The organism is Paenibacillus canaveralius, from assembly GCF_047238265.1.
In the GTDB taxonomy this organism is placed as follows: domain Bacteria; phylum Bacillota; class Bacilli; order Paenibacillales; family NBRC-103111; genus Paenibacillus_F.
In genome coordinates, this window is record NZ_JBDFMM010000001.1 from 4,395,418 (window position 1) to 4,411,260 (window position 15,843).

The 15,843-nt window shown below is 57.5% G+C and carries 15 protein-coding genes and 1 pseudogene; 2 read left to right on the plus strand and 14 right to left on the minus strand.

Going from position 1 to position 15,843, the window contains the following annotated elements:
• Window positions 1-123: 123 nt before the first annotated feature.
• From ABC395_RS19795 to ABC395_RS19825, 7 genes and pseudogenes are all read right to left on the minus strand, one after another.
• Window positions 124-1,830, minus strand: a complete 1,707-nt coding sequence (locus ABC395_RS19795; RefSeq protein ID WP_413006776.1) for an ABC transporter permease — start codon at window positions 1,828-1,830, stop codon at window positions 124-126.
• A 52-nt stretch (window positions 1,831-1,882) separates the two neighbouring features.
• On the minus strand, window positions 1,883-2,965 hold the full coding sequence (locus ABC395_RS19800) for an ABC transporter ATP-binding protein (protein ID WP_413005622.1): 1,083 nt from the start codon (window positions 2,963-2,965) through the stop codon (window positions 1,883-1,885).
• Window positions 2,966-3,108: 143 nt separating this feature from the next.
• Window positions 3,109-4,186: pseudogene (locus ABC395_RS19805) on the minus strand (extracellular solute-binding protein).
• Between the two features lie 43 nt (window positions 4,187-4,229).
• Window positions 4,230-5,429, minus strand: coding sequence for an ROK family transcriptional regulator (locus tag ABC395_RS19810; protein WP_103995740.1), 1,200 nt, complete (start codon window positions 5,427-5,429; stop codon window positions 4,230-4,232).
• A 275-nt stretch (window positions 5,430-5,704) separates the two neighbouring features.
• Window positions 5,705-5,833, minus strand: coding sequence for a hypothetical protein (locus ABC395_RS19815; RefSeq protein WP_413005623.1), 129 nt, complete (start codon window positions 5,831-5,833; stop codon window positions 5,705-5,707).
• A gap of 90 nt (window positions 5,834-5,923) precedes the next feature.
• Window positions 5,924-6,037 carry a DUF4023 domain-containing protein gene (locus ABC395_RS19820; RefSeq protein ID WP_413005624.1) on the minus strand — a complete coding sequence of 38 codons (114 nt, stop codon included), beginning with the start codon at window positions 6,035-6,037 and terminating at the stop codon, window positions 5,924-5,926.
• 156 nt (window positions 6,038-6,193) lie between these two features.
• Window positions 6,194-6,547 (minus strand): hypothetical protein, encoded by a 354-nt coding sequence (locus tag ABC395_RS19825; RefSeq protein ID WP_413006777.1) that lies wholly within the window; start codon window positions 6,545-6,547, stop codon window positions 6,194-6,196.
• A 241-nt stretch (window positions 6,548-6,788) separates the two neighbouring features.
• Here ABC395_RS19825 and asnB point away from each other — a divergent pair, with 241 nt between their 5' ends.
• A complete protein-coding gene (asnB, locus tag ABC395_RS19830) occupies window positions 6,789-8,633 on the plus strand; it encodes an asparagine synthase (glutamine-hydrolyzing) (protein ID WP_413005625.1) in 1,845 nt (614 codons plus the stop codon).
• Between the two features lie 396 nt (window positions 8,634-9,029).
• Here asnB and ABC395_RS19835 read toward each other — a convergent pair whose 3' ends face one another.
• The 3 genes from ABC395_RS19835 to ABC395_RS19845 form a co-directional block, all read right to left on the minus strand.
• On the minus strand, window positions 9,030-9,794 hold the full coding sequence (locus ABC395_RS19835) for a non-canonical purine NTP pyrophosphatase (RefSeq protein ID WP_413005626.1): 765 nt from the start codon (window positions 9,792-9,794) through the stop codon (window positions 9,030-9,032).
• Window positions 9,787-10,536, minus strand: a complete 750-nt coding sequence (gene rph / locus ABC395_RS19840) for a ribonuclease PH (protein WP_103995749.1) — start codon at window positions 10,534-10,536, stop codon at window positions 9,787-9,789. Before rph ends, ABC395_RS19835 begins: the two co-directional genes overlap by 8 nt.
• Window positions 10,537-10,736: 200 nt before the next feature.
• On the minus strand, window positions 10,737-11,792 hold the full coding sequence (locus tag ABC395_RS19845; protein WP_413005627.1) for a GerMN domain-containing protein: 1,056 nt from the start codon (window positions 11,790-11,792) through the stop codon (window positions 10,737-10,739).
• A 305-nt stretch (window positions 11,793-12,097) separates the two neighbouring features.
• Between ABC395_RS19845 and ABC395_RS19850 the strand changes: the two genes are divergently transcribed.
• Window positions 12,098-12,625 (plus strand): phosphatidylglycerophosphatase A family protein, encoded by a 528-nt coding sequence (locus tag ABC395_RS19850; protein WP_009672297.1) that lies wholly within the window; start codon window positions 12,098-12,100, stop codon window positions 12,623-12,625.
• A 398-nt stretch (window positions 12,626-13,023) separates the two neighbouring features.
• Here the strand turns inward: ABC395_RS19850 and ABC395_RS19855 are convergent, their stop codons facing one another.
• The 4 genes from ABC395_RS19855 to ABC395_RS19870 all read right to left on the minus strand — a co-directional run bounded on the left by ABC395_RS19855 (window position 13,024) and on the right by ABC395_RS19870 (window position 15,806).
• A complete protein-coding gene (locus ABC395_RS19855; protein ID WP_413005628.1) occupies window positions 13,024-13,341 on the minus strand; it encodes a hypothetical protein in 318 nt (105 codons plus the stop codon).
• 27 nt (window positions 13,342-13,368) lie between these two features.
• The gene (locus tag ABC395_RS19860) at window positions 13,369-13,569 is read right to left on the minus strand and encodes a helix-turn-helix transcriptional regulator (protein WP_103995751.1); all 201 of its coding nucleotides are present in this window, start codon (window positions 13,567-13,569) and stop codon (window positions 13,369-13,371) included.
• Between the two features lie 552 nt (window positions 13,570-14,121).
• Complete coding sequence (locus ABC395_RS19865) at window positions 14,122-15,054, minus strand: MBL fold metallo-hydrolase (RefSeq protein ID WP_413005629.1); 933 nt, start codon at window positions 15,052-15,054, stop codon at window positions 14,122-14,124.
• A complete protein-coding gene (locus tag ABC395_RS19870; RefSeq protein WP_413005630.1) occupies window positions 15,051-15,806 on the minus strand; it encodes a class I SAM-dependent methyltransferase in 756 nt (251 codons plus the stop codon). Before ABC395_RS19870 ends, ABC395_RS19865 begins: the two co-directional genes overlap by 4 nt.
• Window positions 15,807-15,843 lie beyond the last annotated feature (37 nt).

Consider the following 15,843-nt stretch of genomic DNA (forward strand, 5'->3'; position numbering starts at 1 on the left):
CTCCTCAGGCGTAAAAGTGGCGGCAGGAATCGTGCGTGACTCCCTGCCTTTATCAAAATCGCGGGGACGCGGCGTTCCGCGGGGGAACGGCCGGCGCCCGTGCGACAATGAACCGTAGCTGGGTCAGATAGCGGATCCGGCGTTGCCGCCGGTCAGCTTTCTGGAAACGAAAAGAACGAGAATGATCATCACAATCTGCAGAACCCCGTAGGCGCACGCCGTACCGAATTCGAACGCGTACATGCGCTGGAAAATTTCAACCGACATAGGTGTCGTGTTATTCGTATACAGGAGAATCGACGCCACGAACTCTCCGAGGCCCTCTACCATGGCGAGCAGCGTACCCGCGAGAATACCGCTCAGGGCCATCGGGAAGACGACCCGCCGGAAGCTGTACCACCAGGAAGCTCCCAGGTTGCGCGCCGCTTCCTCTACCGAGCTGTCCATCTGCATCAGCGTCGATGAAGTCGACCGGAAAATCAGCGGCAGGTGACGGACGAAATAGGCGAGCGGCAAAATCCAGAAGCTGCCGATCAGAACCTGATTAAACGAGAAGACGTTCGGCTCGCTGAACGCCGTGATCAGGTTGACGGCTACGACCGTACCCGGCAAGGCCCACGGCAGCATGATCAGGATGTCGAGCAGCGTTTTGCCCTTGAATTTCATCCGTACGATGGCATAAGCGGCGGCAACGCCGAAGAGCAGGTTGCCGATGGTCGCCACGAAGCTCATCTTGAAGCTGTTGGCGATCGGCCGCCACGTTTTCGGATCGGTAAACAGGTCTTTAAAGTGCTGGAGTGTGTACTCCGGCGGAAGGACCTGTACCGTCCATGTGCTGTCTTCGGAGAAGGAAAGCAGGACGATGACGAGAATCGGCAGCATCAGCACGAGCGTGGCGATAAAGGACAGCACCATCGCCGTGTACTTGCCCGCCTTGCTTTTCACTTCGGTCCGGTGGACGCTGACGCCCTTGCTCATGTTCTGATAGTTCCGCGCGTTCTGGTACCAGCGCATCATAATCAGAAACAGGATCGAAACGATCGACAGCAGGGTCGATTGGGTCGCCGCCATGTCCAGGTCCCCGTTCGTGCGGGACAAGTAAATCTGCATGGTGAGCGTCCGGTCGATCCCGAACACGAGCGGCGCCGTATAGGACGCCATCGAGATCATGAAGACGAGCAGCGAAGCCGCGATGATCGCCGGCGTCAGCATCGGCAGAATGACTCTGCGCCAGATGAGCAGGCGCCCGGCGCCCAGATTGGCCGCCGCTTCTTCCAGCGACGGGTCCAGGCCTCTGATGGCGGTGGACGCCGTCATATAGAAATAGGTGTACATCGTGAACGTATGAACGACGATAACACCCCAGATGCCCTTAAGCGCAAGCGGCGCGTGATCGAGGTCAAACAGCTTCTGCAGCGCGCGCGGGATAATCCCGCTGTCCCCGTACAGGAACGAGAAGGACAGCACCCCGATCAGCGGCGGAAGCGCCATCGGCACGATCGCGAGGACGGACAAAATTTTGCGTCCGGGAAACTCGTAACGTTCCAGCAGGAACGCCATCGCGACACCGACGATGCCGCAGGTGACGACGCTGAGTACGGAAATGTAGACGCTGTTCCACAGCGCTTCCAGATTCGATGTATGATCAAGGCTGAAGAAACGGGCGTAGTTTTTGAACGAAAAAGCCCCTTCCAGCCTCACACTCTGCAAAAACGTTTGAAAAAACGGATAAATGACATAGGCAAGCAAAATCAGAAACAACGGCGCGATGAGCACATAGACGAAGTATGGCGACGTCGTGATCGTGGTCCATCGGCTGTTCGGACGGATGGCCGGCTGCTGCTTGGCTTGCGGTTTGTTCGTCTGCACGGGCGCACCCTCCTTATTCTACGAAATAGACGCTTTCCTTCGGGACGGCAAAAGCGATATCCTCATCGCGGTGGCGCATGCGCTGGCCGGGGCCGATAAACATCGCTTTCACCGGCAGCGTGCCGACCTGCGCGACGTAGTTGACGCTCACGCCCGTAAACTCCGACATCAGTACTTTTCCGGCCAAAATGTTTTCCAGGCCTCTCTCCGAAGCCGCGGCTTCGCGGATCGATTCCGGACGGACCGACACCGTCACCTTGCTGCCCATGGACAGGCGGCACTCGGGAGAAGCGTTGGCGGCAAATCCCGTGATAACCGTGCCGGACGAAGTGCGGACGTACACCGTGTCGCCTTCCAGGCGCTCTACGGTTCCTTCCCACAGGTTCGATTCCCCGATAAAAGAGGCGACGAACCGGTTGACGGGACGGTTGTAAATGTCGTGCGGGGTGCCGATCTGCTGCACGATGCCGTCTTTCATGACCATGATCCTGTCGGACATGGACATGGCTTCGGCCTGGTCGTGCGTCACGTAAATCGTCGTAATGCCGAGCTCAAGCTGTAAGCGCTTAATTTCCAGGCGCGTCTCTTCCCTCAGCTTCGCGTCAAGGTTGGACAGCGGCTCGTCAAGCAGGAGAATATTCGGTTCGATCACCAAGGCGCGGGCCAGTGCCACACGCTGTTGCTGCCCGCCGGACAACTGGTCGATTCTGCGGTCGCCGTATCCGTCCAGGTGGACGAGCTTCTGGGCGCGCGTCACCTTCTCCATAATTTCCGATTTGGACTGTTTGCGGACTTGGAGACCGAAAGCAATATTCTCGAATACGGTCATATGCGGAAACAAGGCGTAGTTCTGAAACACCATCCCGGTGTTGCGTTTGTTCGGAGGCGTGTAGGTCACATTGTTCTCGCCGAACATAATGCGCCCCTCCGTCGGGTAATAGAAACCGGCGATCATGCGGAGCGTCGTCGTTTTGCCGCAGCCGCTGGGTCCGAGGAACGTGAAGAATTCGCCCGGCTGGATGTGGATGTCGACGTTCTCGACGCCGCGGGCGCCGTTAAACTGCTTGCTTACTTTATCGAGCTTGACTTCTATCAAGTGGAATCCCTCCTAAAAAGTAAAACTTCCCTGCCTATCCGTACGTCTCTCCCGCCGGCACAAAGGCACAAATCGTATACGGCGCCCGGCCTAAACGGGTCCGGATGAGGTTTCCCCCACCCGGATCTGTCAGGCTTCGGGCTTTATTTCTTGCCTTTGCCCTTGATGTTTTCATCCCAGTACTGCATCCACTCTTTTTCTTTGGAGGCCAGTACTTTCCAGTCGAGACTGCAGCGGTTTCGTTTCGATTCCTTTCAGCCAAGCCGGGAATTCATCCTTGTTGATGTCAGTCCGGGTCGGGATCTGGAACAGCTTCTCCGCTTTCTTCTTCAATTCATCTTTATCGAAAAGGAACTCATAAAACTTCTTGGCGGCGTCCATGTTCTTGGCGCCTTTGACAATACCTACGCCGTCCACGAGAATCGGCGCGCCGCTGGCCGGATAGATGAAATCGAACGGCTGCTTCTTCATTTCCTTCTGGATCAGGATGTCCTGCAGGTTCCAGAGGGAGAGCGTGCCTTCCTGACGGGCCATTTTCAGATACAGGTTAGTCGGGTCCTGCGTGTATTCTTTCGTGTTCGCGTCCAGCTTTTTGAGCCATTCATACCCTTTCTGCGGGTCCGCAGGGTCCTGGCGGTAAATCATCGAAGAGTAGATCGTGCGCATCGTACCGGACGCCATAACGCCGCGGATCAGAAGCTTATCTTTATATTTCGCGTCGAGCAGCTCATCCCAGTCTTTCGGAGCGTCTTCTTTCTTCAGCGCCTGGGAGTTGTACATGATTACTTCTGGCAGGAGCATTTCGCCGTACCAGCGGTCCTGGGCGTCTTTGTTCTCGGCGGCTACATTATCCGCGAAGGTCGGCTTATACGGCTCAAGCAGGCCTTCCTCGGCTCCGGTTATGAAAGAGGACTGCGTGCCTCCCCACCAGAAGTCCGCCTGGGGATTCGATTTCTCGCCGCGGATACGCTCCAGAACCTGCTGGGCGCCCATCGTCATGACTTCCACGTCGATGCCCGGATTTTTCTCTTTGAATCTCGGCAAAATCTCGTCTACCACGTTCTTGTCGCGGGCGGTATAGATCACGAGCTTCTGGGAACCGGAAGCGTTCCCGCCGCCGGCGCCGTCGGCACCCTTCTTCGCGCCGTCGTCACCGCCGCCGCAGGCCGAAAGGCCGACAGCCATCGCCGCGATAAGAGTCAAACTGGTCCATTTGGTCATCTTCTTCTTCACTTGTACTCCCCCTAGTTCTAGATTGTATCGTTTAATCCGCGCCGGCAGATCCGGAGGATCTTGCCGGCTGGGCGGACGGAAACGCTTCCAGCACACTGTGCACGGCCCCCAGCAAACCGGCCCGCTCCCGCAGGCCCGCCAGTTGAATGTCCGGCAGCACCGGTACCCACTGCCCGAGCAGCTCGCGTATACGCGCCAGGCCGCTTTCACTCAGATGGACCATTTCGCCGCTCAGGATGAGCAGCTCGGGGTCCAGCACGCTGACGGTATTGGCGATCCCCGACGCCCAATGCGTGTAGACATCTTCGAGCAGCGTCCGGGCCTGGCGGCTTCCCTGATCCGCCTGCTCGCCCAGCTGCCGCAGGATGCTGCGCCCGGGATCGACGGTCAGGCCGGCCGCCTTCGCTTTGTCGCAGATGCCGGTAACGGAGTAGTTCTTCTCGAACACGCCGAATTCGCCTTGTCTGCGGAGCCGGTCGCCGCCGATGAGCATGTAGCCGATTTCGCCGGCGGCTTCTTTGCTGCCTCTGTAAAACTGCTTGTCGATGATAATGCCGGCCCCGATCCCGGTTCCCACATACATGTAGACGAGACTGGAAACCCCCGAGCCGGCGCCCCCGTAAAACTCACCCATCGTCATCATATTGACGTCATTGTCGAGAATAACGGGAAGGCCCAGCCGCTCTTCGATTTCCTTCCCGACCGGCAGGTTCATCCAGCCCGTGCTCGGCGCGTAGCTGACGGTGCCGCTGCGCTTCTGGGTAATACCCGGCAAGCCGACGCCAATCCCGATGACACGGTCGCGGCCGAACCCGCTTTTCTCAAGCAGCGTGTCCAGGTTGGTCTTGAGCGCTTCCAGAGCGGAATCGCCGTCAACCGGCTGCTCCAGACGGGTATGTACATGATGGAGCAGCTCGCCTTTCATATCGGCAATGGCCATCTCCAGTTCACTGCCTTCAAAAACGGCCCCGACGACCGTATACGCCTGCACATTGTATTCCAGGAGAATCGGCTTGCGTCCGCCTTTCGACTCCCCGGTTCCCACTTCATGAATAAGCCCTTCATGAATCATTTCGTCGACGAGAGAGGAGACGCAGGGTCTGCTCAGCTTCGTCCGGACCGACAATTCGGCTCTCGACAAACGGGGATGCTGGCGCAGCTGGTACAGAATGCCTTCCCGGTTCATTTGTTTCACTAACTTCGTATTTCCCGTTTTCCCCCTGCCGATCACAAGCCTCATCACCACCTTACTTAGTTAAAATGACTAACAAACTAATTAAATCAAGTATATGTATCCGTTTACATGATGTCAATATAAAAAGTAAAATTAATCATAGAATATAAATAATAATCGCGTTATTATAAATAATTTCACCTATTTCCTACCCTTTTCATCCTTAATAAGCTTATATTCTTTCCCTTCAGTTTATTAGCTTCTCCGCTTCCTTATGCGTGCGCGCCGAAAAGCCCGCTGCCGGCGCAGCGGGCTTTCCGTGTTCCCTACGCTTACTTCTCCGTTCCCTGGCTGGGATTGTTCTGGGCCGCATGCTTGACGTTTTTGGCCTCCATCTCCTCGGCAAATTCCGCGTTGACTTCGTACTTTTTGCCTTTGGTCGCTTTTGAAACCTTCGCCATGTTCATCACCCCCGCCCGATTGTCGATTTTTCGTTCTCCGGCTTCCGTCCCAAGCGGACGGTGCAACCGGATTACTCAAAGCGGCACGACTCAGTGCTGTTTGTTCGGGAGCCGTTTTTCCGGGCGGTTATTGCCTTGTGTCCTCCGGTTGCGTTCGTCTTTACGCTGAGTGTCATGCAGTTTGCTGATGAAATGACTGTCCATCTCCGCAAGCCTCCCCGAGAAATAAGTTTCGTGAAGCCGTCTTAGTATGTCCGGGCTTTAGGGGATACCATGCCGGGTCCCTGAAAAAAGAAAAAGAGCACCATCCGGCGCTCCTCGGTTCTTTATACGTATAAGTGCGTGTCCATTCGAAAAAACTTAAGCTTCCGCTTCCAGTCTCATGGCCATGTCAACCAGAACCGCGCGCGCTTCCGGCTTCATTTTCACTTCGCTGTAAAGCTTCTCGAAAGCCGCTTTGTTTTCTTTGAACTCGCCTTCGTTCTTGATCGTGAAATGACTCCACTCGATCAGACGGTTCTCCGCCTGGCGCAGCTCATTGAAAGCTTTATGGAAACCGCTGCGTTCAATCGCGTCTTCCATTTCTTTCTGACCGATCTCCGCACCGTCTTGTCTCATGTCGTTCAGTTTCTTGTCAGCCTGCTGGCTGGCTGCGAGAAATTGTTCCTTGGCCGCCAAATAATCGATTTGCGCCCTGGCGTATTTACGTTTCATCAATAACAGTCCACCTTTAGCATGATTTCCCCGATAGCGCTTGCAGGGGGAGTTTTCTTCTACCGGATTCTATTGTAACAAAATTTTTCTGGAAACAAAACCGATTTTGCCCTTCCAGTTCTTCCGGACGTTCCCGGATGGACAGACATTTTCGCCTCCGGCGCCGCATACCTTTTAATCATCGCATTCGGCAGTCTTCTCGAAAGGCTCGCTTAGAACGTATTTGGAAAGGGTGAACATCATGTGCGGAATTACAGGATGGATAGACTGGCGCAAAGATCTGACCACATCTTCATCCATTCTCGAAAATATGACGGAAACCTTGGTCCACCGCGGTCCTGACGCTTCCGGCACGTGGATATCGGGCCACTGCGCCCTGGGACACAGACGGCTGAGTGTCATGGACCCGCTTAACGGCGCCCAGCCCATGATCCGCAAGGACGGGGACCGGACATACTCCATCGTATATAACGGCGAGCTGTATAACGCTCCCGAACTGCGCAGCGAGCTTGAACACCGGGGCCACCGGTTTACGACCTCCTGCGACACCGAAGTTCTGCTGGCCGCATTCGTCGAATGGGGACGAAGCTGCCTGGAGCGGCTGAACGGCATTTTCGCATTCGCCGCCTGGAACGAACAGGAACAGACTCTGTTTCTGGCCCGGGACCGCCTTGGGGTCAAGCCGCTTTTCTACAGCCACACGGACGGTGCGTTCCTGTTCGGTTCGGAGCCGAAGGCCATTCTGGCCCATCCGGATATCAAAACCGAGGTGGGCGCCGAAGGCCTTGCCGAGATCTTCGCCGTCGGACCCGCGCGCACGCCCGGTCACGGCATTTACCGCAACCTCGCGGAACTGAAGCCGGGACATTTTATGGTGTACGACCGCAGCGGACTGACGGTCCGTCCGTACTGGAAGCTGGAAAACCGCCCCCATACGGAAAATGTGGAGGAAACGGCTCTCCATATCCGCGAACTCCTGGCCGATACCGCCAAGCGGCAGCTCGTCTCGGACGTCCCGGTCTGCACCCTGCTCTCCGGCGGGCTGGATTCCAGCGCGCTGACGACCCTCGCCGCCCACCATTACCGGGACAGCGGCAGCGGCGTGCTGGATACGTACTCCGTCGATTATGCCGACAACGACAAGAACTTCAAGGAGAACGCGTTCCAGCCGAACTCCGACGCCCCGTGGATCAAGCGGATGACGGAGTACCTCGGGACGGAGCATCATTACATCGAGTTCGACACGCCGGAGCTCGTCGAATCGCTCCGCACCGTCGTACTCGCCCGCGACACGCCCGGAATGGCCGACATCGACGGCTCGCTTTACCTGTTCTGCCGCGAAATCAAGAAAGGCGCCACCGTGGCGCTTTCCGGCGAAGCGGCCGACGAAATCTTCGGCGGCTACCCCTGGTTCCACCGGGAAGACGCCCTCAATGCGAACACGTTTCCGTGGTCGCTTTCTCTGCCTCAGCGGGTCGGCATTCTTGCGCGCGATTTCGCCGACTGGATCAAGCCCGAGGCTTATGTCCGCAGCCGCTACGAGCAGGCGCTGTCCGAGGTGCCCCGTCAGGCGGGGGAAACGCGGGAGCAGAACCGGATGCGGGAGATGTCCTACCTGAACATTACCCGCTTCATGCCGACCCTGCTTGACCGCAAAGACCGGATGAGCATGGCCGTCGGGCTTGAGGTCCGGGTGCCCTTCTGCGACCACAGGCTCGTCGAGTACGTGTGGAACATCCCGTGGAACATCAAAACGGCGGGGGAGCGCGAGAAAGGCATCCTGCGGAAGGCGCTCGCAGGCGTACTGCCGGAGGATGTGCTGGCCCGCAAAAAAAGTCCGTATCCCAAGACGCACAATCCGAACTACGCGACCGCGGTCAAGAGGCAGGCGCTTGAAATTTTAAGCGATCCGTCGTCACCGCTGCTTCCCTTTGTGGATGCCAAAACGCTGCGTGCCATGGCGGCACCGGGAGCCGAATCGACGGAATTCCCCTGGTTCGGCCAGCTCATGTCCGGGCCGCAAATGTTCGCGTATCTGATCCAGGTGGATACGTGGCTCCGCGAGTACAAGGTATCGATCCGCTAAGGAGCCATCTTACTGGCGGGCATAGGTGCCGATCCGCTGAGAACCTTACAAAGCGTAGGTGCCGATCCGCTAAGGACCTAAACGCGCGTCTGCACGCTTGTTCCTGTGTTTGCTTCGACGAAAAGAAGGCGCGTACTGCACATGTAGGCGCGCAGTGCACGTTCTATGCGTACGTCTGTTTACACGCACACGGTCTCCCGATGGGAACTTCAAAAAAACCTCCAGCCGCCATAAAGGGGCACTGGAGGTTTTATGCTTTTCACCCGAGCTGGAGTTTCCGTTTCTCTTGCTCTTCCGCCGAACCTTTGGGACACGCAATACAGCAAAAAACCGGTCCCGAAAAAGCTCGGAGACCGGTTTGGTTCGTGCCGCAATGAAGGCACGTTGTCTATACGGTTAAATCAAGCGGCCGGAGTGGCGCTCGAAAAACTGCCTCAGCGCCGCAGCCCGGTGGCTGACCGCATTTTTCTCTTCGAGCGGCAGCTCCGCCATCGTCTTTCCGCGCTCAGGCACATAAAACAGCGGATCGTAGCCGAATCCGCCCGTACCGCGCGGCTCCGCGATAATGACACCCTCGCAGGTCCCCTCTGCCTCGAGCGTGTCCCCGCGGAGCGGGTCGACCAGCGCCAGCGCGCAAACGAAGCGCGCGGTGCTGAGCACCTGCGGCGCAGCCGCGTCCGCGGCCTCCGCGAGGCCCGCCGCCCGCGCGGCTTCGCTGTCCGCCGCCGCGTTCGCACCGGCTGCGGAAGCCGGATGGCCGGCGGAAGCCGCCTGCCCGGCAGCGCCGGTCCCGGGCCGGCCGTCCGCGGCCGAAACCGCGCCAAGCTCGCGCAGCAGCTTGGCGTTGTTGTCGGCGTCGGCGGCGTGCTCGCCGGCATACCGGGCGGAGTATACGCCCGGGTCGCCGCCGAGCGCGTCGACGCACAGCCCGGAGTCGTCGGCCAGCACCGGCAGGTTCAGCCTGCCTGCAATCGCCGACGCCTTGATCCGGGCATTCGCCGCGAAGGTCGCGCCGTCCTCGACGATTTCGGGCATATCTCCGAAATCGTCGAGGCTGCGCACTTCCTTGCCGAAGCGGGCGAAGTAATGGGCAAATTCGCGGACTTTGCCCTTGTTGCGCGTCGCGATCACTACGACGCGGGAAGCGGAAAGATCAGACACGGACACCCGCTCCGATCAGGCCGCTTACGCGACCGAGCGCTTTTTTCTGCTCCTCGACCATCGTGTGGATACCGCCCTCGGCCAAGGCCAGCAGGGTGTTCAGCTCTTCGCGCGAGAAAGGCGCCTCTTCTCCGGTCCCCTGCACCTCCACGAATTTCCCGGTTCCGGTCATGACCACGTTCATATCGACGTGCGCCTGGGAATCTTCCGTGTACATCAGGTCCAGCAGGGGCTTGCCGTTCACGATTCCGACGCTGACGGAGGCAAGGTAATCCGTAATCGGCAGCTTGCTCAGCTTGCCGCCCGCCACCAGCTTCTCCATGGCAAGCGCCATTGCGACGAAGGCTCCCGTGATGGAAGTCGTTCTCGTTCCGCCGTCCGCCTGGATCACATCGCAGTCAAGCGTCACGGAACGCTCTCCGAGCGCTTCCAGATTAACGACGGAGCGCAGCGCGCGTCCGATCAGCCGCTGGATTTCCATCGTGCGGCCCCCGAGCTTTCCTCTGGCCGCTTCTCTCTGGTTGCGGACCTGGGTAGCACGCGGAAGCATCGAATACTCGGCGGTTACCCAGCCCTTGCCCTGGCCTTTCATAAAGGGAGGAACCCGCTCTTCCACGGTTGCGGTACAAATGACTTTCGTCTCTCCGATTTCTATTAGAACCGAACCTTCGGCATGTTTGATATAGTGCGGCGTAATTTTCATCGGTCTTAGCTGGTCATTCTGTCTTCCATCGGCTCGCATTCTGTATCCTCCTGTACGATCATAGCATCCATTTCTATCCTTCCTATTGTAGCAAACAAAGGAGCCGAGCAAAAGCGCCGCGGAATTCGACGAAAAAAGGGAGAGCTCTCCTCTCCCTGAAATCTCCGTAAGGTCCGGCTCCGGGGCCTCGCAGTGCCGCATTTCAGCCTGCTCCGGCGGCGCGCTCCCCCCGGCTGCCCCTACAGCTTTTCCGGGTTCGGGTTCAGATGAAGCGGCCGCGATACGGGCTGGCTGTAGGTCTGGGAATCGGAGGTTTCCACCTTCGGGCTGCCGTTTACCGTAATTTGCACTTTGGCCGCGTTCGTATTTTCCGTCAGGGACAAAATAACCGACTGGAGCCCGTCCGCAGGCGCTTTTTTGTTCTCGTCCAGAAGCTGATCCGAGAAGTTTACCGTCAGCACCGTGTCCGACGTCTTTTTCACATCCAGCACTTTGGCGGAAGCGTTAAGCACCGGCTGCAGGCCCTTCGACGTGTTCGGACCTTTCAAAAGTTCGTCCATGACCGCCTTGGCGACGTCATCGGTCCTTTTTACAAGGCGTGTAACCGGTACATAATATTTGCCGTTTTGCGCCGTTGCATTCGTGAAGTACAGCGTTACGGGCGTGGACTGGCCGTAATCGACCCCTTCCTGCTTCTCCAGGTTGATGCCTATTTTGCGCGAAAGCGGTTCGTCCAGCGGGGTGCGGGCCACCGGCATTTCCTTGAGCTCCTGCCCGTTTATTTTGATTTTCACCTGTTCGACGGTTGAAAACCCGGTCATCGCCCAAGTGATTCCCTCCATGATTTTGCGTTCTTCTTTGGCGTCGTATTTTTTGAAAGCCTGGTTGAAATTGACCGTGGCCAGTTTATCCTTTATATCCACCGTCAGCGTAGTCCCTTCAGGCAGCAGAGAGGCAAACCCGGCGGGAAACTGGCTCTCGCCCGGGCCTTTGGCCACCATATATTCCAGCGTAGTTTTTGCCACCGACTGTGTTTTAGGCAAATCCAGACTGACCGGAACGACGAAGCCTTTCGGGTCTTTCGCATAAACGGTCATTTTGGCGGTTTGCGACGTTTTGGCGCCCGCGTCCGCTCCCGTTCCCCCCGTGCCGGTTCCCGTTTCCATCGCGGTTTCGGTACCGGGCGGCGGAGCGTCGATCGATTGGGACTCGGTCCCCCACAAGCTGCATCCCGTCCCGAGAATCGCGATCGCCCCTGTCATGGCTGCCGCCTGAAGCCAGCGTACTTTTCTCAATTCCATCCCCTCCTGTTCGTATGTGCCCTGCGCAAAGGTTCGGTACGGCCTGGGCCCGCCGCCGGCAGCGCCTTGTTCCGGGTGTTTCCTGCCGGTCCGGATGACGTTTGTCCTTCGTACTCCTATGTATACAGGAAGCTCTCCTACTTTATGCCCTAGTTGTCCGAAAAAACGGGACAATTTCCGGGCTTGGCCCTTCCCGTCCTCTTTTCCGGAACATAAATCCGAACCAAAACGATACTCTTTCCTAAAATAAGGGTATACTAGGGTATCTGCTTTCATTTGACAACGGAGGAGAAGCCCACGTGAAATATTCCCTGGATAGTGAAAAAGTAGCTTCGGCTACCCGCGAACTGCTTGAAAAAAGAGGCGTTCAAACGTCTCAAATCGCCGAACTTACCTATTTTCTGCAAAAAGATTATTTCGAATCGCTGACGCTGGAGCAGTGTCTGGCGAGCGTCGAATCCGTCCTTGCCAAGCGGGAAGTACAAAACGCCGTCCTGACCGGCATTCAGCTGGATATGCTTGCGGAAGAAGGCAAACTGATCTCCCCTCTGCAGGAGATGATTCAGCATGACGAAGGGTTATACGGCTGCGACGAGATCCTTGCCCTGTCGATCGTGAACGTCTACGGCAGCATCGGATTTACGAATTTCGGCTATATCGACAAGCTGAAACCGGGCATCCTGAAAAAGCTCAACGATAAAAGCACCTACGAAAAACATACGTTTCTCGACGATATCGTCGGCGCCATCGCCGCTGCCGCAAGCTCCCGCATTGCCCACCGCAAGCAGTCGGAAGCCGAAAAGAAAGGCGACGCGCCGGGAAGCTGAGAAGCTTTTCTTCATTGTGAGTGCGCCTTCCGTTATGTGCCATGTCCATTCGCGGCCTGTCCAAATACCGCAAGCTGCCGGGAACTGCGAGCAGGGAGAAATGCGGACCTTTTATGAAGGAACGGATAAGGCGGGGACAAAACCGTCCGTCAGGAGAGTTGTTTCCCTTCTCGCAGCGGTCGCTTTGAATATAGGAGCGACAAAAAAGGAACCGCCGTTATGGCGGTTCCCTTTTCTTTTTTTCATCGCAAATGGCTCTGCGGCTTTCTTGCGGCCCCCACCCCATATATAGGCGGCATGCGGCGGCCCTGTCCCGTTACCGGTACTTCCGGGCCACGATATATTCCGCCGCCGGGAGAAGCACGATGCCCAGTCCGAGCAAAATCAGCACCCCCATGTTATCCCGGCCGAAAGCCAGCTTCTCGACCATACAAACGATAAGGGCGGCCGCAAGCATAATAAAATAGGCCGCTTTGGCGCTGACGAATGTGCCTGCCCATCTCTTCCTCCTGCATAATGCCTTCCCCCTCCTCCTTGCTCCCCCAGGTCAGGGCTCCGAACATGGCTGCCAGCGCAGCCGCTATACTCGTTAATTCGCTGGTACCGACCGGTTCTCCGGACCAGCACTTGTTAAGCGTAAATCCGATGACAACCAGTGAAGTAAGCCCGAATCCCGCGGCGATGAGCCGCCGCTTCGGCGTTTTCCGTCCGGTCAAAGTTCCCGCCTCCTCATATCCTGCCGTTTACGTCGCTTGGTCTGCCTGGAACAAGTCATCCACGGTAACGCCCAGCGTCCGGGCCAGATGAAAGGCCAACTGGAGACTCGGATCGTACTTGTTGTTTTCAATGGCGTTAATGGTCTGTCTGGACACGCCGCACGCTTTGGCGAGATCTTCCTGTGACAGCCTGATTCGTTTGCGCAGCTCATGAATCCGATTTTCCATAACAAGCTCCAATGTCAAAATGTTTTTACAGCCTGATTGTAAGCAAATTGCGTTTCCAATGTCAAATGTTTTTTACATTAAGCCGGGCAGGACGGCATCTGGCGGGGCCAGATGCCTCGGCAGGGAAGACAGGGAGCCCCTGCCCTGCGGATGCACCAAAAAACGGACCCTCTATCACGAGAGTCCGCCGTATAATTTTTGCGGGGCGCAAAAAGCGCAAGAAAAAAAGTGTGTACCGCCGGCACAAGGTTTCTGCATGAACAGACACGAGTCCGCGCGGGGCATCGGCACCGTCTGCGGTCAGCCACGCCGTTACGTGTTATGAAGCCTGACGGAACGTCTGCCCCGCTTTTACGAAACCTGGCGGAACATCAGCCGCCGAGCTTGAAGTGGTGCAAGATTCAAGGGAATCCGCGCACCTGGAAAATCAAGCTCGCTTTCCATTCGCGCAAGATTGAAACCGCGCGAGACATGAGGATCTTCAGGTCCCCTGCTTAAACCCGCGCCCGGTACACGATGACGCCTTCTCTCTCGCTCTCGGCCACTCGGCCGTCAAGGGCAAGACGCACCGTGTGGGCGATCGTCTCCGCCATAGCGAAGCGGGGACTGATGCAGCGTAAGCCGGTCGCCGAACGTATCGCGGCAGAGCGCGTAAGCCGTCATCGGCTCCCGCAGCTTGTCCGCCATGAGCGCAAGCCGCTCCTCGTGATGGCGGACCAGTTCTTCCGCCCGCTGGCCGAAGGCCGCGAAGGGCGAACGATGGCCCGGGTACGCCATCTTGACCGGCAGCCGGCCGATCTCCCGCAGGCTGCCCATGTACGCGCCGAGCGGGTCTTCTTCGACGCCCGGCATGAAGCTCACGTTCGGCGATATTTGCGGCAGCACATGATCGCCGCAAAAGATCTCGTGCGTCTGCGCGTTGTAGAAGCACAGATGCCCGGCCGCATGTCCGGGCGTCTCGATCGCTTCGTACGACGCGCCGCCCAGACGCACGCGGTCTCCCGCCCGCAGCGCGGTAAGCTGGGGCTGCGGAGAAACGAGCGGGACGAAGCTGTCCATATGCTTCGCCAGCTCTCCGCACAGCGCGGCATCCATGCCGTGCCGCGCGAAAAGCCCGGTCAGCTCCTCCGTCATCGGCTGACCGGCTCCCCACAGGAGACGCACCTGACCGATCCCGGTTTCCGACAAGTAAACCGGCGCGCCCGTGCGCTCCTGGAACCGGCCCGCCATCCCGTAGTGATCGGGATGGTGGTGGGTCAGTACGACCTGCGCGATGCGGTCGTATCCGAAGCCGAGCTCTTCCAGCGCTTCGTTCCACAGCATCTCTCCGGCTTCCGTCCGCAGGCCCGGATCGATCACCGTCAGACTCCCGTCCGGCTCCCGAAGCAGATAGCTGTTGACCCAGCGCAGGGGAAAAGGCAGAGGGACTTTGATCTGCCAAAGCCCCTCCCGTAAAGCGATAACCGTTGTAGTTGCATGACTCATTGCAGGCTTTCTCCTTCCCTTCCTCCGACAAAAATCATCCGGGGAGACGACTCCCGGTCGTAATCCTTTCCGTCATAGTTGCCGTAGATCCGGTCGACCCGCAGGCCCGCCCCGTACAGCATATCGACAAACGCCTCGCAGCTGTACAAGCGCACCTGTTCCGAATAATGGCGCGGACCGTCCTCTTCATCCGTGATGCAAATTTGTTTGCGGACATAGCCGTTCTCGATAGAGCGTGTCTCTTCTATAAAAAGACCGTTTTCCTCTCGGCTTGAATGGGGAACGAGATTATTTTTGACATAAGCCGGATTTAAATAATCGATAATAAATTTCCCGTCCGGCCGCATAAGCCGTGCGATTTCCGACAACACCAGGCGGTTTTCTTCCTCCCGCTCGAAATATCCGAACGACGTGAACAAATTGACGACGGCGTGAAAAGGCTGCTCAATCGGAACCCTGCGCATATCTCCGTGCAGCCAGGTTACCCGGCCTTCCGGGTCCTGCCTCCGCGCCTCCTCAAGCAGGGTATCGGACAAGTCGATCCCCGTCACCGTATAGCCGAAATCGGCGAGCGCCAGCGAATGGCGGCCCATGCCGCAGCACAGGTCCAGCACACGGGCGCCTTCGGGTAGATGAAGCCAGTTCATCATCCGCTTGACTTCGGCGTAAGCTCCTTCGAAATTGCGGTGTTTGTACACTAGCAAGTAGTCTTTTCCGAAGCTTTCCCGGTACCACGCGCTTTTTACTTTCATGCCCGCATCCTCCCGATCTTTTTTAGTACGGATTATT